The 26,554-nt window shown below is 25.9% G+C and carries 30 protein-coding genes and 1 other RNA gene; 11 read left to right on the top strand and 20 right to left on the bottom strand.

The window, feature by feature from the left end:
• Positions 1 to 8 precede the first annotated feature (8 nt).
• The 4 genes from ACD762_RS08500 to ACD762_RS08515 form a co-directional block, all read right to left on the bottom strand.
• Positions 9 to 962 carry a type II CAAX prenyl endopeptidase Rce1 family protein gene (locus ACD762_RS08500; RefSeq protein ID WP_423363564.1) on the bottom strand — a complete coding sequence of 318 codons (954 nt, stop codon included), beginning with the start codon at positions 960 to 962 and terminating at the stop codon, positions 9 to 11.
• A 225-nt stretch (positions 963 to 1,187) separates the two neighbouring features.
• A complete protein-coding gene (locus ACD762_RS08505) occupies positions 1,188 to 1,379 on the bottom strand; it encodes a hypothetical protein (protein WP_423363565.1) in 192 nt (63 codons plus the stop codon).
• Between the two features lie 36 nt (positions 1,380 to 1,415).
• Positions 1,416 to 1,568 (bottom strand): hypothetical protein, encoded by a 153-nt coding sequence (locus ACD762_RS08510; protein WP_423363567.1) that lies wholly within the window; start codon positions 1,566 to 1,568, stop codon positions 1,416 to 1,418.
• A 78-nt stretch (positions 1,569 to 1,646) separates the two neighbouring features.
• Complete coding sequence (locus ACD762_RS08515; protein WP_423363568.1) at positions 1,647 to 1,775, bottom strand: hypothetical protein; 129 nt, start codon at positions 1,773 to 1,775, stop codon at positions 1,647 to 1,649.
• A 222-nt stretch (positions 1,776 to 1,997) separates the two neighbouring features.
• Here ACD762_RS08515 and ACD762_RS08520 point away from each other — a divergent pair, with 222 nt between their 5' ends.
• The 4 genes from ACD762_RS08520 to ACD762_RS08535 all read left to right on the top strand — a co-directional run bounded on the left by ACD762_RS08520 (position 1,998) and on the right by ACD762_RS08535 (position 5,487).
• Complete coding sequence (locus ACD762_RS08520) at positions 1,998 to 2,246, top strand: MerR family transcriptional regulator (RefSeq protein ID WP_423363569.1); 249 nt, start codon at positions 1,998 to 2,000, stop codon at positions 2,244 to 2,246.
• The gene (locus ACD762_RS08525) at positions 2,207 to 2,434 is read left to right on the top strand and encodes a hypothetical protein (RefSeq protein WP_423363570.1); all 228 of its coding nucleotides are present in this window, start codon (positions 2,207 to 2,209) and stop codon (positions 2,432 to 2,434) included. Before ACD762_RS08520 ends, ACD762_RS08525 begins: the two co-directional genes overlap by 40 nt.
• A gap of 609 nt (positions 2,435 to 3,043) precedes the next feature.
• Positions 3,044 to 4,870 carry a hypothetical protein gene (locus ACD762_RS08530; protein WP_423363571.1) on the top strand — a complete coding sequence of 609 codons (1,827 nt, stop codon included), beginning with the start codon at positions 3,044 to 3,046 and terminating at the stop codon, positions 4,868 to 4,870.
• Positions 4,871 to 4,872: 2 nt separating this feature from the next.
• Positions 4,873 to 5,487: an ATP-binding cassette domain-containing protein gene (locus tag ACD762_RS08535; protein ID WP_423363572.1), complete on the top strand. Its 615-nt coding sequence runs from the start codon at positions 4,873 to 4,875 to the stop codon at positions 5,485 to 5,487.
• Between the two features lie 90 nt (positions 5,488 to 5,577).
• Here ACD762_RS08535 and hemL read toward each other — a convergent pair whose 3' ends face one another.
• The 10 genes from hemL to ACD762_RS08585 all read right to left on the bottom strand — a co-directional run bounded on the left by hemL (position 5,578) and on the right by ACD762_RS08585 (position 15,489).
• On the bottom strand, positions 5,578 to 6,858 hold the full coding sequence (gene hemL, locus ACD762_RS08540; RefSeq protein WP_423363573.1) for a glutamate-1-semialdehyde 2,1-aminomutase: 1,281 nt from the start codon (positions 6,856 to 6,858) through the stop codon (positions 5,578 to 5,580).
• Positions 6,859 to 6,860: 2 nt separating this feature from the next.
• Positions 6,861 to 8,084, bottom strand: coding sequence for a glutamyl-tRNA reductase (hemA, locus tag ACD762_RS08545; protein WP_423363574.1), 1,224 nt, complete (start codon positions 8,082 to 8,084; stop codon positions 6,861 to 6,863).
• A 269-nt stretch (positions 8,085 to 8,353) separates the two neighbouring features.
• The gene (locus ACD762_RS08550; RefSeq protein ID WP_423363575.1) at positions 8,354 to 9,256 is read right to left on the bottom strand and encodes an SPL family radical SAM protein; all 903 of its coding nucleotides are present in this window, start codon (positions 9,254 to 9,256) and stop codon (positions 8,354 to 8,356) included.
• Between the two features lie 230 nt (positions 9,257 to 9,486).
• Complete coding sequence (locus ACD762_RS08555) at positions 9,487 to 10,680, bottom strand: pyridoxal phosphate-dependent aminotransferase (RefSeq protein WP_423363576.1); 1,194 nt, start codon at positions 10,678 to 10,680, stop codon at positions 9,487 to 9,489.
• Positions 10,681 to 10,771: 91 nt separating this feature from the next.
• Positions 10,772 to 11,371: a recombination mediator RecR gene (recR, locus tag ACD762_RS08560; protein WP_423363577.1), complete on the bottom strand. Its 600-nt coding sequence runs from the start codon at positions 11,369 to 11,371 to the stop codon at positions 10,772 to 10,774.
• Positions 11,372 to 11,382: 11 nt separating this feature from the next.
• Positions 11,383 to 11,685, bottom strand: a complete 303-nt coding sequence (locus ACD762_RS08565; RefSeq protein ID WP_423363578.1) for a YbaB/EbfC family nucleoid-associated protein — start codon at positions 11,683 to 11,685, stop codon at positions 11,383 to 11,385.
• A 17-nt stretch (positions 11,686 to 11,702) separates the two neighbouring features.
• Complete coding sequence (gene dnaX / locus ACD762_RS08570; RefSeq protein ID WP_423363579.1) at positions 11,703 to 13,388, bottom strand: DNA polymerase III subunit gamma/tau; 1,686 nt, start codon at positions 13,386 to 13,388, stop codon at positions 11,703 to 11,705.
• Between the two features lie 2 nt (positions 13,389 to 13,390).
• Complete coding sequence (locus ACD762_RS08575) at positions 13,391 to 13,831, bottom strand: nucleoside deaminase (protein WP_423363580.1); 441 nt, start codon at positions 13,829 to 13,831, stop codon at positions 13,391 to 13,393.
• A gap of 16 nt (positions 13,832 to 13,847) precedes the next feature.
• Positions 13,848 to 13,933: signal recognition particle sRNA small type (ffs, locus tag ACD762_RS08580), an RNA gene on the bottom strand.
• Positions 13,934 to 14,283: 350 nt separating this feature from the next.
• Positions 14,284 to 15,489, bottom strand: a complete 1,206-nt coding sequence (locus ACD762_RS08585) for an MFS transporter (protein WP_423363581.1) — start codon at positions 15,487 to 15,489, stop codon at positions 14,284 to 14,286.
• Positions 15,490 to 15,560: 71 nt separating this feature from the next.
• Here ACD762_RS08585 and ACD762_RS08590 point away from each other — a divergent pair, with 71 nt between their 5' ends.
• Together ACD762_RS08590 and ACD762_RS08595 are read left to right on the top strand one after the other, a co-directional pair.
• Entirely contained in the window at positions 15,561 to 16,751 is a 1,191-nt protein-coding gene (locus ACD762_RS08590; protein ID WP_423363582.1) for a CDP-glycerol glycerophosphotransferase family protein, read from the top strand.
• Positions 16,751 to 17,905, top strand: coding sequence for a M20 metallopeptidase family protein (locus ACD762_RS08595; protein WP_423363583.1), 1,155 nt, complete (start codon positions 16,751 to 16,753; stop codon positions 17,903 to 17,905). The genes ACD762_RS08590 and ACD762_RS08595 overlap by 1 nt, the downstream gene beginning before the upstream one ends.
• A gap of 244 nt (positions 17,906 to 18,149) precedes the next feature.
• Here the strand turns inward: ACD762_RS08595 and ACD762_RS08600 are convergent, their stop codons facing one another.
• Positions 18,150 to 18,659: a MarR family winged helix-turn-helix transcriptional regulator gene (locus tag ACD762_RS08600; protein ID WP_423363584.1), complete on the bottom strand. Its 510-nt coding sequence runs from the start codon at positions 18,657 to 18,659 to the stop codon at positions 18,150 to 18,152.
• A gap of 188 nt (positions 18,660 to 18,847) precedes the next feature.
• On the opposite strand from ACD762_RS08600, the gene ACD762_RS08605 reads away from it, so the two are divergent.
• The 5 genes from ACD762_RS08605 to ACD762_RS08625 all read left to right on the top strand — a co-directional run bounded on the left by ACD762_RS08605 (position 18,848) and on the right by ACD762_RS08625 (position 21,852).
• Complete coding sequence (locus ACD762_RS08605) at positions 18,848 to 19,207, top strand: NifB/NifX family molybdenum-iron cluster-binding protein (RefSeq protein WP_423363585.1); 360 nt, start codon at positions 18,848 to 18,850, stop codon at positions 19,205 to 19,207.
• 344 nt (positions 19,208 to 19,551) lie between these two features.
• The gene (locus ACD762_RS08610; RefSeq protein ID WP_423363586.1) at positions 19,552 to 20,472 is read left to right on the top strand and encodes a hypothetical protein; all 921 of its coding nucleotides are present in this window, start codon (positions 19,552 to 19,554) and stop codon (positions 20,470 to 20,472) included.
• 18 nt (positions 20,473 to 20,490) lie between these two features.
• On the top strand, positions 20,491 to 20,661 hold the full coding sequence (locus ACD762_RS08615) for a hypothetical protein (RefSeq protein WP_423363587.1): 171 nt from the start codon (positions 20,491 to 20,493) through the stop codon (positions 20,659 to 20,661).
• 76 nt (positions 20,662 to 20,737) lie between these two features.
• A complete protein-coding gene (locus tag ACD762_RS08620) occupies positions 20,738 to 21,259 on the top strand; it encodes a transposase family protein (protein ID WP_423363588.1) in 522 nt (173 codons plus the stop codon).
• 5 nt (positions 21,260 to 21,264) lie between these two features.
• Positions 21,265 to 21,852 carry a transposase gene (locus ACD762_RS08625; protein ID WP_423363589.1) on the top strand — a complete coding sequence of 196 codons (588 nt, stop codon included), beginning with the start codon at positions 21,265 to 21,267 and terminating at the stop codon, positions 21,850 to 21,852.
• 167 nt (positions 21,853 to 22,019) lie between these two features.
• Here the strand turns inward: ACD762_RS08625 and ACD762_RS08630 are convergent, their stop codons facing one another.
• The 5 genes from ACD762_RS08630 to ACD762_RS08650 are packed head-to-tail and all read right to left on the bottom strand — an operon-like array spanning position 22,020 to position 26,466.
• Positions 22,020 to 22,772, bottom strand: coding sequence for a L,D-transpeptidase (locus ACD762_RS08630; RefSeq protein ID WP_423363590.1), 753 nt, complete (start codon positions 22,770 to 22,772; stop codon positions 22,020 to 22,022).
• Position 22,773: 1 nt separating this feature from the next.
• Complete coding sequence (rpoE, locus tag ACD762_RS08635) at positions 22,774 to 23,145, bottom strand: DNA-directed RNA polymerase subunit delta (RefSeq protein ID WP_423363591.1); 372 nt, start codon at positions 23,143 to 23,145, stop codon at positions 22,774 to 22,776.
• 11 nt (positions 23,146 to 23,156) lie between these two features.
• Positions 23,157 to 24,812 carry an arginine--tRNA ligase gene (gene argS, locus ACD762_RS08640; protein WP_423363592.1) on the bottom strand — a complete coding sequence of 552 codons (1,656 nt, stop codon included), beginning with the start codon at positions 24,810 to 24,812 and terminating at the stop codon, positions 23,157 to 23,159.
• Positions 24,812 to 25,219: a DUF1934 domain-containing protein gene (locus ACD762_RS08645; RefSeq protein ID WP_423363593.1), complete on the bottom strand. Its 408-nt coding sequence runs from the start codon at positions 25,217 to 25,219 to the stop codon at positions 24,812 to 24,814. Before ACD762_RS08645 ends, argS begins: the two co-directional genes overlap by 1 nt.
• 2 nt (positions 25,220 to 25,221) lie before the next feature.
• Entirely contained in the window at positions 25,222 to 26,466 is a 1,245-nt protein-coding gene (locus ACD762_RS08650) for an HD domain-containing protein (protein WP_423363594.1), read from the bottom strand.
• Positions 26,467 to 26,554 lie beyond the last annotated feature (88 nt).

Here is a 26,554-nt window from a genome sequence, read left to right on the forward strand (position 1 = left end):
TTTATATTCTAATGATTATTTAATTTTTTAATTTTTTGAAGTAAATTAATAGAAATTATTGCATACAAAATTGTCGAACCAATAAGACCAACAATACTCATAGTATCTATACTTTTATTAATACTTTCAAAAAGAATGAAGTATAAAAGACTAGAGAATTGGATTATAATTGGATAAAGTAAGTTATTATATTTCTTGTAGACATAATATGCTAAGCTAGTAATAGTAAAATAAAATGGAATACTAATTAATAACAATACAATTTCTTCTTTAAAATCAATGCTTGAAATATTAAACATCTGCCAAAAAATACTCATAAAAGTAATAATTATGATACTGCTAATAACTGAAAAGTTGTTTAACACCTTTTTTTGCAAATAAAATCTAAAGGCAAATTCAAGTAAAAATATATTTAAAAATAAAATAGGTATTGATACAATAAACTGCATAAGCAATGTTGGAATATTGCTTAGTTCTTTTATAATAAAGGGATTGTTACCAGTAATAAAAATAGAATTAAAGATAATATTTAACGCCACTGTTAATAAAGATACTAACAGAAATGACTTTAAATTTATATTACTAAAATTTGCTAATCCAACATCTGCTAATTGATGATTTTTCTTCAATTTCAAAATAGTATAATAGAATAACAAGTAGATTATAATAAGCACTACACCTACTAAATCAATGGTATTAGTATTAAAAACAAATATAAAGACTATACTAGCTATTATTAATACTACTGAAATTATTATCATTCTAGTAAAATCTATTGGTAATGATTTATCTTTTGCGCCTATACTGCTAAGTATAGCGCATAATGGTGGAATAAATGATGCTAAAAATGATATCCATGAATCACTTAATTCTTTAGAAAACAGCATTTCTTTTAAAACAAATATTATAAAGTAACTTATTATAAAATATACTGTAAATAATAACAACTCTTTCTTCTTCATAAGAAAACTCCTTTAAATGTATAATAATATATATTTATCTCATATAATTACATTGTACATTTTTGTTAACTATTTGTATATATTATTTTGATATTTAGTTAGTAGTTTTATATTTTTATGTTTCTATTAAAAATATAATTAAATTATGCATTATAGGCAGTATTAAATATTGCTAAAATTTCTTTTTCTGTTAGTACTTTATACTCGACATCTTTAATTGCTGATTTAGCAATTAAAGGCAACATTATACTCTTTTACTAATTTAGAACCTTCTAGCACTTTATCATAAGTTGAATTTGCCATAACATTTGATAGCTCAATAATCTTCTTATTGTTCTTTTGTAGTATTTTTATTACCTGATCATATACACCATTCTTTTTTATAGCGTTTTTACCATATGTAAAATCAATATTCATAATTGCTCCTTTCCTGTACATGTGTACATTTATTTTTTATTCTACTTCAATTCTATTGTATTCTTCATCTGTAACAGCTTCTAACCATTCATTAGATGAATCAATTGCTGGAAATTCAATAGCAATATGTGAAAACCAGTTATTACTTGTTGCTCCATGCCAATGTTTAACTCTAGATGCTATTACCACAACATCATTTGGATAAAGTTTTTTTACATCCTTATTCCACTCTTGATAATATCCTTGTCCTGCTGTACAAAGTAATATTTAACCACCATTATGATAAATATGCCAATTATTACGACATCTAGGCTCAAAAGTAACATTATCATCACCAATATAAAAAACCATTTTACTTTTAATTCTTTTAAAGTATTCATTTAAACTACTCCTCATTTAATAATCTAAGTAAAATCTCATTATCTTACTTACCAAAACTAATGTTACACTCTAAAGCTAACTTTAGTTCAATATAATAACTTCAATTATTAAGTACTATTTATGTATAATATAAATAGAGAAATATATATAACTTAAGATAAACTTACATTATTTAGATAATGCGACATAATACTAAACATTGAGTTAACAATAACTATTAAGAAATGAGGAGTTAAAATGACATATACTATAAATGAAATATCTAAAAAAGTTAATATTTCAATCTCTACTTTAAGATATTATGATAAAGAAGGATTATTACCATTACTAGATAGGTCTTCTAGTAATAATAGATTATTTGATGATTCTGATTTAGAATGTTTAAATATGATTGAGTGTTTAAAAACTACTGGAATGAAACTAAAAGATATTAAGACTTTTTTTGAATGGTGTCAACAAGGTGACAGTACAATAAAAAAAAACTAAATCTATTTTTAAAACAGAAAGAAGAAACAATAAAGCTAATTCAACAATTAGAAAAGGCATTAGAACTTATCGAGTATAAATGTGAATACTATAAAATTGCTAAACAAAGAAACACTACTAATCTTCTAGGATTAAAAGAAGAATTATCAATGAAATTCTTAAATGATAATATATGTACTCCTAAATAATATTTTGTTAAAGACAAACCTTCAAAAAGGGTTTGTCTTTTATTTTAACAACTTCTAAACAAAAATGTAGATCTAGTTCTAGTAACTATTTTCATATAATAATATTTTATTAATATAACTTATATATATAAATTTAGTTCTATTTTAATTCAAAAAAATATTGTTAAAAAAGAAAAATACAATAATATATAATTTTTTTCATAAAATTAAGTCAAAATAATTATTGATAATTACTATTTCGTTAATGATTATATTATTTCATAATGATTTACTAATTTTAGAAAACATATTAAAGCAAACTAATTATAAAGAATATAACTATAACTTAGAAATAATAGCTTATTTTAAAACATTGTAAGTTTTCTTAGTATATATTGTTAACATTTTATGTTTTATTTACAAGTAATAATAAAACATGTAAAATGCTTATAACTGTATACACTTACTATATTTTACAATTACATTCTATAAAAATAGCTAAATATTTTAAGTTTAATCTTAAAAATAAATAAAAATTAAAAAGCTATTTATAATACGATTTGATTAAAAAAAATAAATTTAGTGGATACTAACATCAAATTTAAATTAATCTACAAAAGGATGTGTAATATGAAATATTTATATAAAATAACAGTAATCTTTTTATTTTTCATTATTGCAGTAGTTTCTGTCCTAGCTGCTTTTTATCATGATGAATCTTTATGGATATCAAAATCACAGATATTTGTAAGAAACCTAGGTAATGATCGTGAAAAATTAAGTAAAACTGCAACTCAAAATAATATTATGATATACACTAAGAATATAATGTCTCATGATTCTAATATTAGTGTAGTATCTAATATTTACAGTAATCTAGCTTTAAAGAGTTCTCCTTTTTATTTAGATGGTGCAAATAGTGGAGTATATGATACTTTTATTAAGAGTAGATCTACTAATTTATATGATATTAGTTTACTTAAATATCAAGATGTTAGTGATTTCTGGATTATTGGTAGTGATAATGATTCTCAAAAATTTATTAGTGATCTAAAATCAAATGGTATTGATTATGAATATATTGATGTAAATAGTAGTCATTTAGAATATGATTTCAAAAGTGAGTATTATATTGCGATCTTGATTATTTTATTAACATTGTTAATTATAATGTTTATTAAATATCAAAATGATTCTAAAGATATATCATTACGGATAATTTATTCAAAAAAAATTACAATATATCAGCGGTATATTGTAAGAAGTATAATAACTTATTTAAGTGCTTTAATCTTAATACTTATAATACTAACAGTATCCTTGTACATGTTTAATCAATTGTCACGTTTTGATATTGCATTTAATTTTTATATTTATGTATCATTGCTTTGCCTACTAGTTTTAGTATTAACTGAACCAATAATTTTATGGTATTGCTTTAATAAAATAAACCTTAAAGACTCTATTAAAGGTTTAATACCTAATCAAGCTATATTTAAAGGACTAAACATTGTAATTATATTCTCATTATTATTCTCTGCTGCTTTTATGGAAAGAATTCTTTCAAATGTACAGCTGATAAATGCTGATCATATACAAACACAAGATATTAGTAAAATAGATAATAGAGTAAATCAGTATCATGTTGCTATAACAAATCGGTACTTTAGTCTGTTTGATAATAATGTTGCTACTGAATACAATGTAAAGATTAATGAGGTAGCAATGTTACTACAAGAAAACTTTGAAGCTCAAGTTCTTTTTTCTTCTGATGATGCAGAAGCGATTGCCTATGTTAATTCTAATTTTTTTATTCATAATAAACTATTCGATTCAAATAATAAACTAATTGTCCCTGAAAATAAAAAGAAGATTATTTCTTTAAAGGATGAATTTACTTTTTATGATTATTACTCTCAAAAAGTAGTTACAACTAAAACTTTACATCAAAATACCTTTTCAGAAACATATTTAACCGGAAGTATTGATTTAACATTTGATTATTTAAAAAATAAGAAAGCAATTGATACTATGATTTATGAAAGTGGTAATGCCGATGTGATTGCTGGTATTTTTTCAGTGCTATATGATATACAAGACAGGCAACTTATAATGATTACTTCAATGTTGATGCAAGCTATTTTTAATTTCATTTTCTTTTTTACTATTTTTATATTCTCTACTTATTTATTTATTAAGACATATCTAGAAATAGAAAAGAAAAAAATTGGTCTAAAAAGAGTTTACAATAAATCAATCTATAATAGATATAAAAGTTTGTTTGTTATTGTTACAATAACTTATATTATAACTAGTCTAATAGGTCAATTTAACTCTTTTTATGAAGTATCTTTTGAATTGATATTTCTCTGTTATTTGTTAAGTATTGGTGTAATAATATTTTATTCAAAGTATATAGAACTAAATAAAATAAATAGATGGTTAAATGGAGGATAGCTATGTTAGAAATCAAGAATATTAGTAAGAGTATTGAAGATAGAATTTTATTTCAAAGCATTAATTTAAACTTAGAAAGTGGCTCATTTATTGTTATTACTGGTGTTAGTGGTACTGGTAAATCGACACTATTAAATATTATCGGTGGTTTAGATTCTGAATCAAGTGGCTCTATTTATATAAATAAGGAAAAAACAAAAACGAAAGACAGAATTAAAAAATTCGACTTTTTATTTCAAAATTATGGCTTAGTTGAATCAGAAACTATCAAATATAATTTGCATATAGTTAAAAAAGTCACTGATTCAGAGTATTTAAAACTGTTAGAAACAGTAAAACTTACTAGTGATTTAATGCAATATGTATACACTTTATCTGGTGGAGAACAACAAAGACTAGCAATTGCTAGACTACTATTATCTAATCGTGACTTTATTCTAGCTGATGAACCAACAGCTTCTTTAGATGTTACTAATAGAGATTATATTATTAATATGTTACTCCTTTTAAATAAAAAAGGTAAAACTATTATTTTAGTTACTCATGATGAGATGTTATTAAAAACATTAAGGCAACACTTTCAAATAATAAATTTAAGTTTATTAAAGAACACTTAATATTTTTTCTGAATTAAAAAATACCCAATAAAATGTCTAGGTGTAAAGCTACCTTTTCATAATATTGGGTATTTTAGTGCACTTATTTAATTATAATTGTGCTAAAGCTTTGTAGTTTGCTGAAATAGTTCTTACTATGTCATGTGTAGTATGAGCATCTGATAAAAACATTGCTTCGTATTGTGATGGTGGAAGTAGTATTCCTTGATCTGCCATTAGTTTGTGATATTTACTGTAAGCTTTCAAGTCTGCATCTGCTACATCCTCAAAAGTCGTTGGCACTTTATTTGTAAAGAATAATGTAATTAATGAACCAAGTTGTACTACTTTATATGGAAGATTCAACTTTTCAATATTACTTCTGAATCCATCAGCTAACATTTTAGCATTCATATCTAATTTTTCATAAATACTTGGATTATCTTTAAGTATTTGCAAGTTTTTAAGACCTACATGCATGGCTAATGGATTACCTGATAGTGTTCCTGCTTGATAGACATGTCCCTCTGGTGCTAATAGTGACATTATTTCTTTACTTGCTCCATATGCACCTACTGGCATACCTGCTCCTATTATTTTTCCAAAACAAACCATATCGGGAACTACATTGTAAATACCTGTTGCTCCTTGATATGTTGCTCTAAAACCTGATATTACTTCATCAAATATTAAAACTGTTTTATATTTTGTACATAGTTCTCTTATTTCCATTAAAAATTGTTCTTTTGCTGGTATTAAACCCATGTTACCTGCAATTGGTTCAATTATCAATGCTGCAATTTCATCGATGTTAGCTTCAAATAATGCTTTAACACTTTCAATATTATTATATTTTGCAACTAATGTTTCACTTACTGCTGCTTTAGATACTCCTAAACTTGTTGGAGTATTATATGTTAATGCACCTGAACCAGATTGTACAAGTAGTTGATCACTATGTCCATGATAACCACCTTCAAATTTTATAATCTTAGTTCTATTTGTATATCCTTTAGCTAATCTTAAAGCTGACATTGTTGCTTCTGTTCCTGAATTAACCATTCTTATTTGTTCTAATCCTGGGTATGCTTCTACTATCATTTTAGCCATATCTATTTCTATTTCACTTGTAACTCCATAGCTAAAACCTTTAGCAGCTGCATAGTTTAGTTCATCTAATAATACTTGTGGTGCATGTCCTAGCATTAATGGTCCCCATGACATAATATAATCGATATAGACATTATCTTCAACATCCATTATATAAGCATTTTTAGCCTCTTTTACTATTATAGGACTTGTTTCTACAGAATTAAAAGCTCTAACTGGACTATTTACTCCTCCAGCCATATATTCACAAGCATTTTGATACATATTTTTATTTGTTTTCATTTTTATTCTCCTATTTGATATAGTTTCTCCAACATATCTTGATATTGTTGTTTTTGGTTTTTATCCATTTTTCTTAAGTTAGACATTGGTTTAATAAGTAATCGATCATTCATCTTATTCATTGTATTATTAAGAATTTTTCGATCGTTTAAGTTTAGTTCTATTTTTTTATCAAGAAAATCAAGCGTTTGTTGGATTATTTCTTTTTGTAAAGTATATAATTGTTTATTTAATAAGCTAACACTTAAATTATCATGCCAACTATTGAATTTATCTATTTGATCATCTATTGTCTCTTGTGCTTTTAAAGCAAGTTTATTTCTTTGATTTGTATTAGCTTGTTTTACTTTTTTTAATGAGTCTACATCATAAATTATATGTTGATTATTAGCTTCAACATCTCTTGGTAATGCCATATCTAAAAAGATTAATTGTTTATCTATTTTAGATAACTTATGTTTTTCAAAGACATAATGTGGTGCTGATGTAGCACTTATTATTACATCATATTGTTCTATTACATCATATCTTCTTGTAAAAGGGATATAATCAATTTTATTGTTTTTAGCCGATAATTCGATACTCTTTTCTAAAGTTCTATTTGCTAAAGTAATTTTAGAAACTTCTAAATCTAGTAAGTATTGAATAGCAAGTTTATTCATCTTTCCAACTCCAACTACTAAAACAGCTTTATCTTTTAAATTATTATGCTTTTCTTTTAATAAATTGATAGCAATATAGCTAATTGACAATGGTATTTCACTAAGTTTATGCTCACTTCTTACTTTTTTTCCACACGACAAAACACTTTGAAATAATTTATTAAATACAGTGCTACATTCATATACATCTGTTGCATAAGTGTAGGCATCTTTTATTTGTCCTTGTATCTGATCCTCTCCTATTACTAATGAGTGTAATCCACATACAGTTTCAAATATGTATTGTAAAGCTCTTTTATTTTCTAAAAGATTAAAATTTTCAAAGTTTGTGACTTTCATATTATTTTTGTAATATAGTTTAATTTTATTTAATGCATGTTCTAGATTATCTGAAACAAATATTAATTCGCTTCGATTACAAGTTGATAGTATTACTAAATCACTTATGTGTTCATCTAAGAAGTATTGGTAGAAGTCTTCTTTTCTTGAGTTAGTAAAAGCAACTTTTTCTCTTAAGCTTATATCTGCTTGTTCATGATTCAATCCATAAATAAAAATATTCATTTATGATCCTCCCTATGACAATATATTATATTGTTATTCAAATAATCGAATTCAGTTTATACATGTAATTGTATAAGTATAGGTACTCTTATATTATAGTCTTGCAAGTACTTTAAGTCAATTATTCATGATAATGTGTAAATCATTTTTGAATTTTTTCATTAACAACATCTACTTTAGGTATAAAACTATTTTTATATTATGATATATTATTTTTTGATTTTATAAATAGTAATCTAATTATTGTAAGTTTAATCACTATATCAAGTTTAAAAATAATTTTCTGTAAAGTTAAATGAAAGCTGTTCATTTTTAGGTTTAATATATTCTTTAATAATATCTTTCATTTTGTATTTTATATTATATTCTATACATAGTTTTTCAAAATATTTATATAGTTGTTTTGCTTGTTTTGAAGGTATAACATATTGTCTTTTATTTAATAATCCTAGTTCTTGATGAAGTCTTGGATCTATTATTTTAAGTTGTTGATCAAAATATTCTACTTGTCCTTTTCTAATCGTAACTGCAAATGCTGGATAAATAAATTTCGCATTACTAGCTGCAGCTTTTTCTACGATTTCTTTTATATTTTCAAATGTATCATTAAAGCCTGGAATAAGTGGCATCATTAAAATTCCACAATAAATATTTTTAGCACTTAATTGTTTTATTATTTCAAATCTTTCACTACTACTGCTAACATTAGGTTCTATTAGTTTAGCCTTTTGATCATTTGCAGTTGTTATGGTTACTTTAATTATAACATCATTAGTTTCATTCATCTTTGCTATTAAATCTATATCTCGTAATATTAAAGAACTTTTTGTTTCTAAGTTTAATCCAAAGCCATATTTTGTCAATAACTTTATTGTATTCTGACTTAGTAATAAACTTTCTTCTAATTTATTATATGAATCTGACATTGCTCCAAGAGAAACTATTCCTTTATTTCTTTTACTTTTAAGTTCTTTTTCTAATATTATTAAAGCATCTTTTTTAACTTTTACCTTATCAAAGTTTGTAATATTATAAATTTCACTTCTACTATCACAGTATATACAACCATAGTTACATCCACGATACATATTAATTGTATAATCAATTCCAAACCAACCTGATCCATTTTTACTTTTTTGTAGTATTGATTTTGCTTCTATGTATTCTATCATAATATTCACCTCATAATAATTTTACTATAATATCTATGGTATTTATAGTTTGTTCAGTTGTTATACAAGAAAAAAAGACATCCTAAGATGTCTTCTTTTCTACGTTTAAAAAATATTACTTTTAGCGCTTTATCTATCTAACAATGTTTATTGTTTTCTTAATTGCATTGTTAATATTTTAACTCATTAATAACATATATGCAATTAGTAAAGTAAGTCTTCTTTGTGTATTACTTCAATAAAGATAAGGCTTCTTTTAATGCTAATAGTCCTTTAGTAATATTTTCAATACTATTAGAATATGAAAATCTTAAATACTCTGGTGCTTGAAAGGCTTTTCCTGATACTAATGCAATACTAGCATTATCTAATAAATATAGTGATAAATCATCTGCATTATTTATTGTATAATTTTGATATTTCTTATTAAAATAGTTTTTTACATTTAACATTATATAAAAGGCACCCTCTACTTTTGAATAAGTTATTCCTTCTATATCATCTAGTAGTTTAAAACATAGTTCTCTTCTTTTACTGAATTCTTTTACCATAAATTCAATACTTTCTTTACCTTCTTGTAAGGCAACAACTGCTCCATATTGAACTGGAGTTGTTGAATTTGATGTCATATGTCCTTGTAAATTGGCTATTGCTTTGGCAATATGATTTGGGGCTGCAAGATAGCCTATACGATAACCTGTCATTGCAAAGGCTTTTGCAAAGCCATTTATGGTAATAGTTTGTTCTAATATTTCTTTGTTTAGTGAACCAATTGATACTAGTTCTTTATTTGTATAGATTAGCTTTTCATATATTTCATCTGAAATCACATAAAATTGATGTTCAACTGCTAGTTGGGCAATTTTTTCTAATGTCTTTCTATCATATACTGCTCCAGTTGGATTATTAGGAGTATTTAATATAATTGCTTTTGTTTTTGGTGTTATCATTTCTTCTAATTGTTTTAAATCAGGCATGAAATACTCATCTGTTTCTAAAAATATACATTTTCCACCAACACTTGTAACCATTTCTTCATAGCTTACCCAACATGGTTTTGGTATTATTATTTCATCTCCTTTATTTATTAAAGTCATCACAACATTAAACAAGGCTTGTTTAGCACCTGTTGTTACTACTATTTGATCTTCATTATAGTCTAGGTTGTTTTCTTCTTTTAATTTTTTTGAAATTTCTATTCTTAGTGGTTTTATTCCTTTTACTTCTACATATCTTGTATAACCATTATCGATTGCATTTTTTATAGCTTCATTAATAAATTTTGGAGTATCAAAATCTGGTTCACCTATATTAAAAGCTATTGTTTCTTTTCCTTCTAATTTTCTTTGGGCTATTGCTGAAACCATCGCTAATGTAGGTGATGGTTTTAATGCAGTAATATGCTTTGATAAACTTAAACTCATAATATCCCTCTTTCTAATTTATTTATAGTATTATAATAGCAAAAAAAGTGAACAAAAGTATCAATTTTTACTTATTATTCACTCAGGTTTACTATTTATTAAAGGTTCTTCTATTTTCAAATGCTTTTAACATTGTTAATTCATCAATATAATCAATATTAGCACCTATTGGCATACCATTAGCTATTCTTGTTACATTGACATCATAATCAGCTAGCACCTTGCTTAAATAAAGAGCTGTTGTTTCTCCTTGTATTGTCGGATTAGTAGCTAAGATTATTTCTTTTATATCTTTGTTTAGTTTTGAAACTAATGTATCAATATTTAATTTATCTGGTGTTATACCTTTATTAATTGCTATATCGCCATTTAAGACATGATATACTCCATTGTAATTATTCATTTTTTCAATGGCAAATATATCTTTATAATTTGATACTACACATATTTGATTATGATCTCTTGTTTCATCATTACATATTGAACATATATCATTGTCACTAATGCTATGACAAACTTTACAATAATTAATTGAACTAGTTAAGCTTGTAAAAGATTTAGCAATTTGATCAATAGATTCTTCATCCATCTCTAACATTTGAAATGCCATTCTTGTAGCACTTTTACTTCCTATTCCAGGAAAAACTTTTAATGATTCAATTAGGTTGTTTAAATAAGAAGGATACTCCATCTTAATCACTCCTAAAATCCAGGGATTTTCATATTCCCTGTTGCTTTAGTCATTAATTCATCAGTTAATGTATCTACTTCTTTAAAGACATCATTCAATGCTACTACAATCATATCTTCAAGTATTTCTTTATTATCTGCTTCTAATAAATCTTCATCTATTTCAACTTTTAATACTTGTTTTTTCCCATTAACTTTAACTTTTACAGCTTGATTAACTTCTTTTTCAAATTCTTTTTCTTCTAGTTCTGCTTGTGCTTTAGCTACTTTAGCTTGCATCTGTTGAGCTTGTTTCATCATTTGGTTAATATTCATTTTATTTCTCCTATTGTTTAATTTTTTACGACTAATTTATCTTGAAAAACTCTTTTTCCAAATACTAAAAGTTCATCTTCATCTTCTACTTTACTTACTTCTTCATTGCTTACTTCTACAAAATTTGGCAATACTTCTCTTGGTGTAGGAAGGGTATTGTCTTTTAAGGCTTTAATATATGTTGCTCTTAAGCTATCCCATTCTTGTTTTACAAGTGCAAAGATGAAGCGCTTATTTTCATATATTTTTGCAGTTACATTTAGTATATCAGAAGCATTAATAGCATTGTTAATTAACATTGCAGAAGGCATGTCTTCTGCTACTACTATTATAGCATCATTGCAGGCTGCAACTGGTATACTTCCTTCTAAGTAAGAAGCACTTAGTTTTGTATCCTCTCTATATAACAAATCATTAACTAACATCCATTTGTTTTTAACTTCTTTTAAGATATCTTTATTAGCACAAACTAATACATTCATTAATTCTTCTTGTGAAAGTATACTTTCTACATCAGCTTTTGGTATTTCTTCTTCCTTATTTAGAGGTATACTACTTTTGATACGTTCATAATTTTGTTTAAAGTTATTTGTTTTTTCTTCTTTATTCACTTCATGATTATTGCTTGATAATTTTTGTGCTACTAATTCTTCTACTGGTTGAATACTATTTATAGTATTCATTTCAATTTTGTTAAAGTTAACACTTTTAATAATAGCAAGCTCTAAATATAATTTTTTTGAATTATCATATTTTAGTTTTTCTAATGATTCATCTAATTTTTCAACCATGTTTAGTGAAAACTTTTTATCGTTATTATTATTAACTAAATCATCCATTGCCATTGCTATTAATTCATTTATAACTTGTTTAAAATCAACTGCATTTTTACTTTGTTCATTTACAAAGTTTAAGGCTGGATTTAGTTCTTTATTTATGATTAAATCATATAATTTTTTTATTTCATCTTTACCAACTAAATCTAAAGCTTCATAAGTGTCTGCTAAGTTAATATTGTTATTTGTGTATATCATTACTTGTTCTAAGATTGATAAAGCATCACGCATACCACCATCACTTAGTGAGGCAATTACTTTTAGTGCATCTAATTCATATGTTGCTTCTTCCTTATTTAGAATCTCTTCCATACATTTAATAATTTCAGTCTCTTGAATTTTCTTAAAATTAAATTTTTGGCATCTAGATTTTATTGTTGGTAATACTTTATGTAGTTCAGTTGTTGCTAAGATAAAGCAAACATGATCTGGTGGTTCTTCTAAAGTCTTTAACAAGGCATTAAAAGCACCTTGAGACATCATATGAACCTCATCTATAATATAGACTTTTTTCTTACCCTTAATTGGTGCATACTTAACTCTTTCAATTAAGTCTCTAACTTCATCTACTCCATTATTAGATGCTGCATCTATTTCAATAACATCAGGATGTGCTCCCTCTTTAATTAATTGACAGTCTTCACACTCATCACAAATTTTTCCATCATGCATATTAGTACAGTTTAAGGCTTTTGCTAATAGTTTTGCAGTCGTTGTTTTTCCAGTTCCTCTTGGTCCTGAAAATAAATAGGCATGTGCAACTCGATCATAAATTATTGCATTTTTTAAAGTTGTTGATATCGCATCTTGTCCATATACTTGTTCAAAGGTTTGTGGTCTATATTTTCGATAAATTGATTGATACACAACTAGTCCCTCCTTTTGTTGGTAAAGTATTCTTTCAGCAATGATTTTGCCTCTTCTTGTAAAAGACCAGGTGTCCAATGGATTTTTTTGTCATCCTTGAAAAACTGGTTTGAAATAATACTTCCTTTTTTTAAGTCAAACGCTCCAAAATAGACACGTTTAATTTTTGCATTTATTAAAGCTCCATGACACATCATGCAAGGTTCTAAACTTACATAAATACTGCATGCAGATAAATCACTGGTATTTAAATATTTGCAAGCTTGATCAATAGCATTAATTTCAGCATGATTTAAAGAATTTTTACTACTAAAATTAGTGTTATGTGCTCTTGCAATTATTTTATTGTTATAAACTATAACAGCTCCTACAGGAACCTCATCTTTTTCAAATGCGATTTTAGCTTCTTTTAAAGCTTCATTCATATAATAAAGATCATTCATAGCTTTTCTCCCTTTAAAAAAAAGCTAGCACACAGAAGATACTCCTTAAGGCTGCTACTTTCCAGTCCTGACCTGGTTCGAAGTCTTCTATTGCTAGCAAATATATTATAACATTATCTTTTTCTCATTTCAACAATACACTTATTATTACACATTTTTTTTATATTCTATAAAGTACTAAGTTAAATTACTCATTATTAGATTATTTCCATAATTAACTCTTGCATTCATGCACTACTAATTTATAATAATTAACTATCTTTATTTTTTTAGAAAGTATGATTAATATAGAAACATGTGTGAATAAACTTTTAAGTATAGTAGATAGATAGTACCCTATTATGTCTTAAAGTTATAAAATTATTATCAGTTTTATAATGTTCAGTGTTATTGTTAACAATTAAAGGATAGCTTGTATTTTACAAAATACTTTATAATCACAGTTATCATTATTACTTATTAGCTAAGGTCGCATGTAATTGCTTATTAACAACAAATTGATTTAAAATAAATGTCAATAAGAACATTATTGCCCCGGCAATTAATGGTCCAAATACATAATGAGAAAGTATTAGACCCCCACCTGTAGTTCCAACAAATGTACCTAAAGATTGCACTGCCTGATTTATTCCAATCAGGGCACCTTTTTCATTTCCTTTATCAACTTTTGTGATAATATCTTGTATTAAGGCTATAAATGTAGTATTTAATATTGTTGATAACATTAAGCCTATCCACATTAATAATGGTGAAGTAAAGGCAGCCATAAAAGCTAATAAACTACAACCTATTGAAGCTAGTGATAACATTGGTAAATAATCATAATTCTTTCTCTTACTTTTAAATAATTTAGGTTGAACTATAAAACTTGCAAGTCCAGCACTTAAATTAAAGGTTGCCACAAACAATCCAATAAAACCACTTGTTTTATTAAAACCACTATTTAAGATTACTGATGATTGTGCAAAGGTTAGTTGATATGAAACTATATTAAATAAAGTTATTAGTAAAATATATTTTAATGCTGTATCAGAATATCTTGTTAATAATTTGCCATTTTCTTTAAAGACATTAAATTTTATATCTTTTATTGAGGCTTTTTTATTAACAGGACTATCTACATAAAAGTATAATATAATAGCACTTATTAAACTTGCTATTGCTTGAACAACAAAAACCATTCTTGGATTCAAGAGATCACCTATATAGCCACCTACTGCATATCCAAAAAAGACGCCAATTGGAAGTAGTAATGCTGCTATTCCTAAATACTTAGCTTTTTCATCAAGATCATGTGCCTTATCTGATATATAAGCATAATGGACTGTTGTTGTTATAACTGCAAAGCCTCCTGAAATAAACCTGAAAATAGCTAACTGTCCTGGATCGCTCAAGAATATGAAACCTAGTTGACCAAAGGCATATCCTCCTGGCCCTAAAAAGGCTATTTTCCTGGAAAAATCATCAGATATTTGTCCCCATAAAGGTGCAAATATAAATTGTGCTAATGCCATAACACCTAAAAGAACTCCAGTCATGTAAACTGGGGCATTTATATCTTTTATGTATTGTGGAGTTACAGGATGTCCTAAATTATATATTGAATAAACTAATAAGTGTAATACTAAAAAGCCAATTATATGTTTGTTTTTTTTCATTTTAATCACCAATATAATTATAACACAAGTAAAAGTAATTTATGATATAATTGTATCGGGTGATAAAAACTATGAAAAGGCTACTAATAAGAACTATTGTTTTTTTAAAAAACAACTACTATAAAATTAAATGTTTTATTGCATATCTACTTACAAAAACAGATAGTAATACTATTCTTTTTGAATCATATGCTGGAAAATATTATAATGACAATCCCTATGCTATTTTTAAAGAGTTAACTAAATCTAATAAATATAATTTAGTCTTTGCCTTAAAAAATAATGATGACATTGAAAACTTTCAAAGACTATATCCTAATTGTCTTGTTGTAAAATCACATAGTTTTAAGCATTTTAAAATGTTAAAACAAGCTAAACTTTGGGTATTTAATTATAAGAGTCCTTCTTATTTTAAAAAAGCTAAACAGACTTATTTTTTACAAACTTGGCATGGAATACCACTTAAAAAACTAGGCTGTGATATTGAAAAAACAAATAATTATTTCTATCGTTCTTTGCAAACTTATCAACAAATGATTGATAGCTACATTGATGAAGGGGCTAAATGTGATTATTTTATTAGTCCTAGTGATTATGCTACTAAGCATTTAGTAAGTGCTTTTAAATTAAATGAAAACAAAATAATTAAAACAATGTATCCACGTAACTTAGATATTCTTAACTTTGATGTCGAAGATATTATTAATTTTAAGAAAATGCATAATATTGCTGAAGCTAAAAAGATTATCTTATATGCACCTACATATCGTGATAATAATAAAAGCTTGATAGCTGGTTATAGTAATAATGGTTTAATAGATTTAGATAAGTTTTCTAAGTTATTAAACAAAGAATTTGTTGTATTGTATAAACCTCATTATTTAATAAAGAATAATGTTGATTTATCTAAATATTCTAACATTATTGATGTTAGTAATTATCAGGATATAGCTCAACTATATCCAATTGCAGATATTTTAATCACTGATTATTCTAGTGTTTATTTTGATTATGCCTTGCTTAAAAGACCTATATACTTTTATATGCCTGATTTGAGTAATTATAAAGATGAATTACGTGGCTTTTATATAAATATAAATAATGATTTACCAAATGATTATCACATATCTCTTAGTAAATTATGTTATGATATAAATAATTCACAATTAAATTACATAAAATATAATAAATTTTATGAAAAGAATAAATACTATCAATATGATTTAGATATTGATAAATTACTAAAGGGGGAATTGCACTAATGAATTTAATGTATAACTATGCACAAAGTGTCTATAACTATCAAAGAAACTTAAGACAGTATTTTCATAAATATCCTGAACTAGGTGGTGTTGAAGCTGTTACACAGTTGAAAATAATAGGAGAGCTAAAAAAATTAGGTATTGAGTATGAAATAATAGATCATTCTGTTATTGCATATTTAACTCACCATAGTAAGGAACCAGCCATTGCTTTAAGATGTGTTATGGATGCTTTACCTATACAAGAAAGAACTAATTTAGAATATAAATCTAGTTATAATAATATCATGCATGCTACTGGTAATGATTTATTAATGGCTAGTGCTTTAGGTATCTTAAAGGTTTTAAAAGAACATGATACACAGTTCAAAAGAAACGTTGTTGTAATATTTGAATCGGATAGTTATCGTTATTCGCAGTCTAAAAGAATTTTAGATAACGATAAGTTAAATAAGATTAAATATATTTACTCATTATTTCCTTCGGCAAACACTAAAATAAACACTGTTGATATTACTCCAGATCAATCATTTATTGGTACTGAATTTTTAACAATCAAATGGTATGGTTATAGTACTGCTGCTGGATATGCTCATAATTCTGAAGATACTATTTTAGCATCATCAACTTTTATTACACAACTAAGATCAATGATTGCAAATCATATGTCACCAGATAAGATATATTCTATTACTTGTACTAAAAGTAATGGTGGTTTTTTCCACAATATGACTGCTGATTATTCTGAACTAGCTATTAATGTTCGGTTTGATAGTTTTGAAACTAAGAAAATCATTCATGAAATGATTAATAGACTTATTGATATGGTAAAGACATCTTTTAAAGTAGAAACATCTATTACTATTGATAATGTTATCGCACCTTTTACCAATAATATTGAAGCTGGTAATTTCGCCTTACAGTCTTTGCATCGTTTAAGTAATAAATTATCATTTGAGTATTCTAATCCTTCAATGTTTGCAACTAGCTTTTCTGAATATTTAGAACACTATAAAGGTGCTATTATCTTATTTGGAGTAGAAGATCATCGCGTCTTAAACCAACCTTTATATAACAGTGCTTTTGCACCTGATGATCGCGGAATGACAAGTGCTACTGCTTTATTCCTACAATTAGTTCAAGACTTTAAATAATTACAGAAAAAGACTAAACCACATTATGTGCAGTTTAGTCTTTTTATTATTAATTTTAGCTAGTTTACAGACTTATCTTCACTTGCCCATACTATAGTTTTAAAAGTTGTAGATATCAAGTATAATTATTCCCAGTAATTTTATTGACACCTTTATTATAAGTCTAAAACATTCATTTATGTATATTATTATTTAATTAATATTCTATTAATTGTTATTAAGCTACTATTATTTTTTAATATTCTTAGAAGTTAACTATTAATAAAGAATTATTGAACATAAGTGTATCATTAGTTGCATTATCTAATCATTTTGGAAATTTCTTATGTAGTGTACCATTAAGATTTTTCAACATTGTAATTAATGATAACTTATCATATTCTCCAAGTACACCTAAAACATCAAAATAGAAGCATTCTACTTCTGATTGTATTTCATTTAGCATAGCATCACCTTTTTCAGTTAAGCTAACTAAGCGGCTTCGTTTATCAATTATATTTGCTTTTCGTTCTATTATACCTTCATCTTCTAAGGCATTTAAGAATTTAGTAACATTCGACTTATTTACTGACATGTTTGAAATTATAACATCTTGTCCTATTTGTCCATAACTACCTGTAATTTCCATTATGTAATAATGTTGTGGCGTTATGTTAAATGGTTCTAATGTTTTAGTTAGAAAACTTGTTATACCTAGATCAAATGCGTGTAATTGATTTATAATTTCAAATTCTATTTTTTCTCTCTTATACATATATTCTACCACCCTTAATTGTTAATTATTGTTTCATTATACCATTTTTATAACAAATCATACAAACATTGTTATTTATAGATTTTTAAAATATTTTTCTTTTAATATCATTGGATAATGTCTTTAGTATCAACATTCATGCTTTTTTTGATAAGTTATGTTATCATTTATAAGAAAGGAATGATATTATGAAAATTGCAATGCCTTATGAAGATGGTAAGATTTTTCAACACTATGGAAAAAGTAAACAAGTTATCATTTATACTATAGAAGAAGGTAAAGTTTTAGCTGAAGAAGTTATAACTTTAGATTTAAAACCAGAACAATCAATTGCAAATGTCTTAAAACAAAATGGTGTTAGTACTATTGTTGTTGGACATTTAGGTCAAGGAGCTATTGATTCAATTGAAAAAGAAGGACTTGATATTATTAGAGGTATTGATTTAGATACTGCTACTGTTGCACAAATGTATGCTGATGGTTCTTTAAAATCTAACAATCAAGACGTTTGCGATCATGATCATGATCATAGTCACAATCATCACTAGTATAAGTTATTATTAGTTAAGCACTACAATTCTTTATTTAGTAATTATTACTATTTAAATTATTGTCGTGTTTTTTTATTATGTATTCATTGTCATAAACTTAAAATATTTAACTTTTTAATTTATAGATATTCATATAAATCTAATGTAATAAATTACTAAGCATAAAGTTAAGAATAATATTAAAAGTTAATAAAATTTAGATTTAGCTTAAATTATAGTAAATTTTAATTATATATTACTATAATATATAGTAATGAAATGATAATTATATATAATATAATTATACTTAACTATGAAAGAAGAATTTTATAAAAAAAATTATAAGTGTTTTAGGAATCGTTATGTTTTGTTTTATATCATGTTATATTCAACAAACAATTAAAGCAGAAAAAGTTAAAGATTACACTTGTTTACTTCAAGAAATAACAAAGTACAGCAAATCAAATCATGGTTTGCATGTTAAATCTAATTTATCAATATCCAAAATTAACAATATGCAAGATGATATCGAAAATATTCTATTAGATTATCCCTTAAATGTTAGAGAAGAATATTATGCAAATAAGTTAAATGAAATTAATCAAATTTCTTGCAACTCTTTCGCTAATAAAATGTCAACATCACTTGACTATAACTCTTACAATGAAACAACAAATATTAATAATGCAGTTAGGAGTTATCAGTTTATTTCCTTTGATAACACTCCGACATTAATTATAATGCAAGATGTTAAGGATAATACTGAGAGTAAATCTATAAGCACTTTGAGCAATGATTTTAACTTAAACGGATACTCTTACAGTAACCTTAAAACAAATCTAAAAAAATACAATATAAATAAATTGTATAATAGATGTTCTGAAAAAGAAAGACTCCAAAAAAAATGTATAGATAGTCTAAATTTATATTGGAAAAATAATGGTTCTAGAATGTTTACATATTCTATATATAATGGAGCAGGGAAGATATCATTAGCTCAACACTATACAATCAATCCGAACAAAGGACTTTTATTTAGATATTACGACTTTACTGGAAAAAATGGCTTTTTCACAATGTCACATCGCGTTATTTCGCAAGATAAAAAAGCTGATAATGTTGGCGAAAACATAGATTTAACTATTGAAGTAACTTCTAATATTGGATTACCTAATATTGGTATAGGTGTAACTAAAACGGCTAAGATGTTAAGTTTAGTTGAAATTATTCAATGGAGAAGTAATGAAATGAGAATAGCACAATATGGCAGAACTAGATCTTAATAAAAAGGAGCATAAACTATGATTTTTTCAATATTACCAGGATTGATATTATTGTTTTTTATTGTATTAATATTATATATTACTATAATGTTAGCAGTAAAAGATGGTATCAATAATTCAAAAATGTATAATGATAATTATTCAATAAAGGATCTTTTCTTTGATAAAAAGAATCGTAAAGATGAATAGGATTTATTATACTATTTTAATTTATATTTAGGTTCTATAATTTAAGCGACTAATCTAAATTATGGAGATAAATGTCATGATTATTAATAACATAATTTATAAAAATAATAAAGAATTAAAAGAAATTATTGGAATTAATGACTCCAATATTAATATATATAAATTTCAAGATGAAAAAATTAAAGATAATATTTCTAAAGTATTTTATGGAATTCTATTTTTTAATGATAATGTTTGCCCTAAATGTAATAAAGTTCATAATAAATTTTATGTACATAATAAAAAAGTATCTCTTATTAAATTACCTATGGTTTCTGGTTTTGATGCTTATTTAAAACTTACTAAAACTCGTTACAAATGTATGGAATGTAATAAAACTTTTATTCCTGCTAATACCCTAACTAACCCTGGATGTTTTATTTCTAATAAAGTTAAATATCTTATTGCTCTTAAATTAACTAATATGCTTACTTGTACTTATATTGCTAAAAATCATAATGTATCTACTCACTCTGTTTTTAGAGTAATAGATACTTATGCAAATTCAATTAAATCCACTACACAAAAGAAGCTATTGATAATGTTGAATATATTGTAATTGATATGTATACACCTTATATTGAAATCATTAAAAATGTCTTTACTAATGCTAAAATAATATTAGATAGATTTCATATTTATCAGAATTTAACTAGAGCCTTTAATAAAACTAGACTTGCAATTATGAATGCAGATGAGAAAAACAGAAATAAGTTCAAAAATTTTTGGAAACCTATATTACAGTTAAAAGAGAATCTTTCAGAAGTGATGTTTAAGCATGCAACCTTTAATTACAAGTTTACAAATAATAAAGCAATTCTAAATTATTTAATCGAGAATAATGTGGACTTTAAAAATAATTATGAAATATATCAAGATTTACTATTTTCTTTAAAATACAATAATATGGAAATGTTTAAGAAAACAATTGATCAGCCTAATAAATTAGCTTCAGATAAAATTAAAACTTGTATATCTACCTTTATTAAGTATTATGAATATATTAAAGATAGTTTCAGTGTTAAGTATAATAATGGAATAATAGAAGGTACAATATCTAAATTCAAGAAGTTAAAAACAATATCTTGCGGGTTTAGAAGATTTGAAAGATTAAAAACTAGAATAATGATACAAGAATTATTAATTGTATAGAAAAAGCATAAAAAAAAGGGGCTGTAATGCATTAGCGTATATAGTCCTATACAATAAAAGGAAGAATGTTTACTCAATGTAGAGAAAACAGGCACTAAGTCAATCATTAGGGGGTAACTCTCGTTACCCCCTAATGATTGACTTAGTGCCATATTTGTGCGTTTTTACTATACTATAACTACTCTAGAACCTGCTTTTAAATATTTATAAAAATAGGCTACATCCTTGTTTCTCATATTTATACAGCCATGAGAACCTTCTGTTTTATAATAGCTCTTTCCAAAAGCACTATTACTTCTCCATCTTGCATCATGTAGCCCTACTCCTCCAGTGTTTGCTAATGGAATCCAATATTTTACTGGTAAATAATAATCGTATCCTACACTTGCACCATCAAGATAAGTATTTCTAGTTTTGTATGCAACATACCATGTACCTTTTGGCGTATCATGTTTGTTTTTGGTACCAGTAACTACTTTGGCAGTTCTTGCTAGTTTACCATTTACATATAAATAGGCACTTTGTTTAGAGATATTTATTTTTGCATAAGTTTCTCCAACTCTAAACTTTACCTTATATGTTTTGTTTTCACTGCTTACTGCTGTTATTGTTACTATTCCTGTTTTCTTTGTAAATTTAACTAATCCTGAATTAGCATTTACTGTTGCAATATGTTTATTACTTGTTTTGAACTTAGCTTTTGTAACACTTCTTCCAATAATAACATCAAGATTATATGAACTTTTGGGTTTAACTGTTATTGTTCTATTGTTAATATTGGTAGTTGTTTTGTGTTTTACTATTGCTCTTGTTCGATAGTCGGTATATTCCTTTTCCATTTTAATAGCATTTACACTTAGTAATGAAACCATCATTACTAAGACTAAAGCTACTAATCCCCTAACAGTATTTTTTTTCATTTTATTCTTCCTCTTGGACTTTTTTTGCTGTTACTTCCTCTTCTTCAAATAATGATTCATCTGTATCTTCTTTTACAATAATTCCTTCTTCTACTTCGATAATGTCATCATCTTCACTTGAATAAATATCATTCATATCAATATGAACTTTTTCAAAGGCATTTGTTTCTCTTAAATCCCAAACATTTTCTCCTAAAGTGATAAATCTTCCATCTAGCATTAAATCAGTATAAAATGATGAGATGTTTTCTATTTTTTGTTCTGGAGTTAATTCATTAATTACTGTTACTTTATCCCAAAGCACTGAAAAGCTTACTCCACCATTATATTCTTTTACGATACCATATGCGACATCTGTATTTGATCTTGACATTTTTTGTCCTCCTACATTTTTTCTGGCGCACTAACACCAATTAATTCTAGTGAGTTTGCCAATGTTATTTTTGTTGCTTCTAATAATACTATTCTTGCATTTGTTGTTTCTAAATCTTCTTGATCTATTACTTTGTACTCATTGTAATATGAGTGGAAAAGACTAGCAAGTTTTGATACATAATTTACTATCTTATGTGGTGCTCTTGTTTTAGCTGAATCTGCTATTGTTGCAGGAAATTCATTTAAATGTTTTATTATACTTATTTCTTTTTCTTTATCTAGCAATGCTAAATTAGCTTCTTTTGCTAAATTTAATTCTAAAGATGCTTTTAATATTGAACAGATTCTAGCATGTGCATATTGTACATAAAACACAGGATTTTCATTTGATTTTGATTTTGCTAAACCTAGGTCAAAGTCAAAATGTGAACTTCCTGCTCTTTGTGCAAAGAAATATCTTACTGCATCTATTCCTACCTCTTGAGATAATTCTATCATACCTATAGCATTTCCAGAACGTTTTGACATTTTTACTTCTTTTCCATCTTCAATTAATCTTACTAGTTGTACTATATCAACATCAAACTTATCTGATTGTCCTGTACAAAATTCAATAGCAGCTTTCATTCTTTTAATATATCCATGGTGGTCTGCTCCCCATAAATCTACCATATAATCAGAACCAGCGTCTAATTTTTGGATATGGTTAGCAATATCGGGTGTTAAATATGTATAACTACCATCTGATTTTTTAAGTACTCTATCTTTATCATCACCTAATCTAGTTGTTTCTAACCATAAAGCTCCATCTTTTTCATAGGTTGCATTTTTAGATTCTAATAGTTCTAAAGCTTTCTCTACTCTACCACTATCATATAATTTTTGTTCACTTGTCCAAATATCAAATTCTACTCTAAACTCTTGTAAATCTCTTTTTATTTTATCTAGTTCATATGTTAGAGCTGTTTTTTTAATATATTGAAATGTTTCTTCACTATCATCATTTATAAATTGGTCACCTTTTAGATTTTTTATCAACTCGGCAACATTTTTAATATCTTGACCAAAATAACCATCTTCAGGCATTGGCATTTCAATATCAAATAATTCATGATATCTTACAATAACACTTTTAGCTAAGTTATTTATTTGGTTACCTGCATCATTAATATAATATTCTCTAACAACATTGTAACCAGCTTTTTTATATATTCTACTAATTGAGTCTCCTAATGAGGCTTGTCTAGCATGTCCTAAATGTAAATCTCCTGTTGGATTAGCACTTACATATTCAACATTTATTAAATCATTGCTGATCTCTGGCCATTGTCCATATTCACTACCTTGTAATATTATACTTTTCAAGGTGTTTGCAATGCTTGCTTTATTCATTGTAATATTTATAAATCCTGGACCAGCTATATCTATTGCTTCAACATTTGCATATTCCATATCAAAATTTTCTTTTATTTTATTGGCAATGTTAATTGGACTATCTTTTAATACTTTTGCAAGTCTCATCGCTGCATTAGTTGCATAATCTCCATTTTTAGTATCTTTAGGTATTTCTATTACTATTTGTTCTACTGTAACTTCTACAGTTTCATCAATAACATTTATTGCTTTAATAAAGGCTTCTTTTAAATTTATTTCTACTTTATTCATTAAATACTTTCTCCTAACTTTATGTCAATATTAAAACTTCCACTTGGATGTGTTTCTACAAATAAATCATAACTTAGTTTGATATGATTATTACTTACTTCAAATTCTTTTAATAAGATTGATAATTTTATATTAAATCCTGATATTTCATAAGTACCATAAGATTGTTTAGTTCTACAAAAATTTAATTCTTGAAAAATGTTACCATCTCGACAAATAATTACTTCTTCTTTATTAAATTTGACTACTACTTTTGTATTACTTTTATCTTCAGCATTATATTCATCATAATGAAGGATATTACAATAATTTGTTTTATCTAATAATCCATCTACATTATATTTAATCTCTTCATTCAGTCCATCTTGAGCAAATGAACTATAAAAGTTTACTTTAACATTCTCCATTTTTAGTACCCTTCTTTTATTTCATTCATGTAATCATGATGAAAATATAATTTTATTGCTTTTTTTAACTTAGCTGATTCCACTATTGCATTAACTAATGGACTGGCATTATATAATTCAGTTAAAGATTTATCTTTTGCTTGTATGATAATACTTTGGGTATTTAAAGCTCCATAATAATCATAAAAGCTTCCTTTTACTTTTCTTATTTCAAAGTAATATTTTTGTTTTTCTAAATCTTTTTCTGCTTCTTTTATTAATTCTATTCCTTGTTCTACATTCAGAATATCTTTATATTTAAACAAGCCTCTTTTAATAAAACATTGGCTTAAATTTGCTAATATCTCATCTTTTTCAAATTGGAATTGTGAAATATAATAATTAATGCTACTCTCATCTAGATTTAGATAATCTTGACTTGTTACTTTGTGTTTTACAAAGGGTTCTAACAATTTTGTATTTATATTAAATTCATAACCATCTTTGTATAATTGAATATATCTTTTCATTATTTTAGAAAAGATTATTTCATATGATGTTGCTGTTGGATGTAGATATACTTGCCAATACATATGGTATCTTGCAAAGATATAATCTTCTATTGCATGAACGCCACTTTCTTTAAAGGCTATTTTATTATCTACAACTACCATTGACCGTAACAATCTTCCAATATCAAAATTTCCATAACTAACGCCACAATTATAAGCATCTCTTAATAAATAATCCATTCTATCTGCATCTACTTGTGAAGATATTAATTGAATCATTAATGTATTAGGATGAGTTTTTTCGATTACCGAAGCTACTTGAGATGCTAGTCCTTTTTCATAGCTTTCTAATACGCTATAGACACTTGTGTCACTTTTAATCATATCAATTCCCATTTGTTCATGATTAGTTGAGAACACTTCTTCAAATGCATGTGAAAAAGGTCCATGACCAATATCGTGTAATAAGCCTGCACATAACACTACTATTTTTTGATGTTCACTTAGGTTTGCATTTACATCTTCTACTTCTTTTATTATTTTATTTACAACGGCATATACTCCTAATGAGTGGGTAAAACGTGAATGTTCTGCTGTTGGATAAACCATAAAGGTTCCTCCAAGTTGGTGTATTCTTCTTAGTCTTTGAAAGACATCTGTATTGATTAAATCTTGTATTATTTTATATTCAATTATTATGTTTCCATGAATACAATCTCTAATAACACTTGTCTCTTCTAATTTTCTATTAATCAATGTATACACTCCTTTCCCATTATCTAAATAATTATACCATAAATCAACCCTTTATAAAATGTTAAGATTTTATATTTTTACGTAAATA

It is taken from the genome of Mycoplasma sp. P36-A1 (assembly GCF_049478495.1).
Taxonomy (GTDB): domain Bacteria; phylum Bacillota_I; class Bacilli_A; order JAJDGJ01; family JAJDGJ01; genus P36-A1.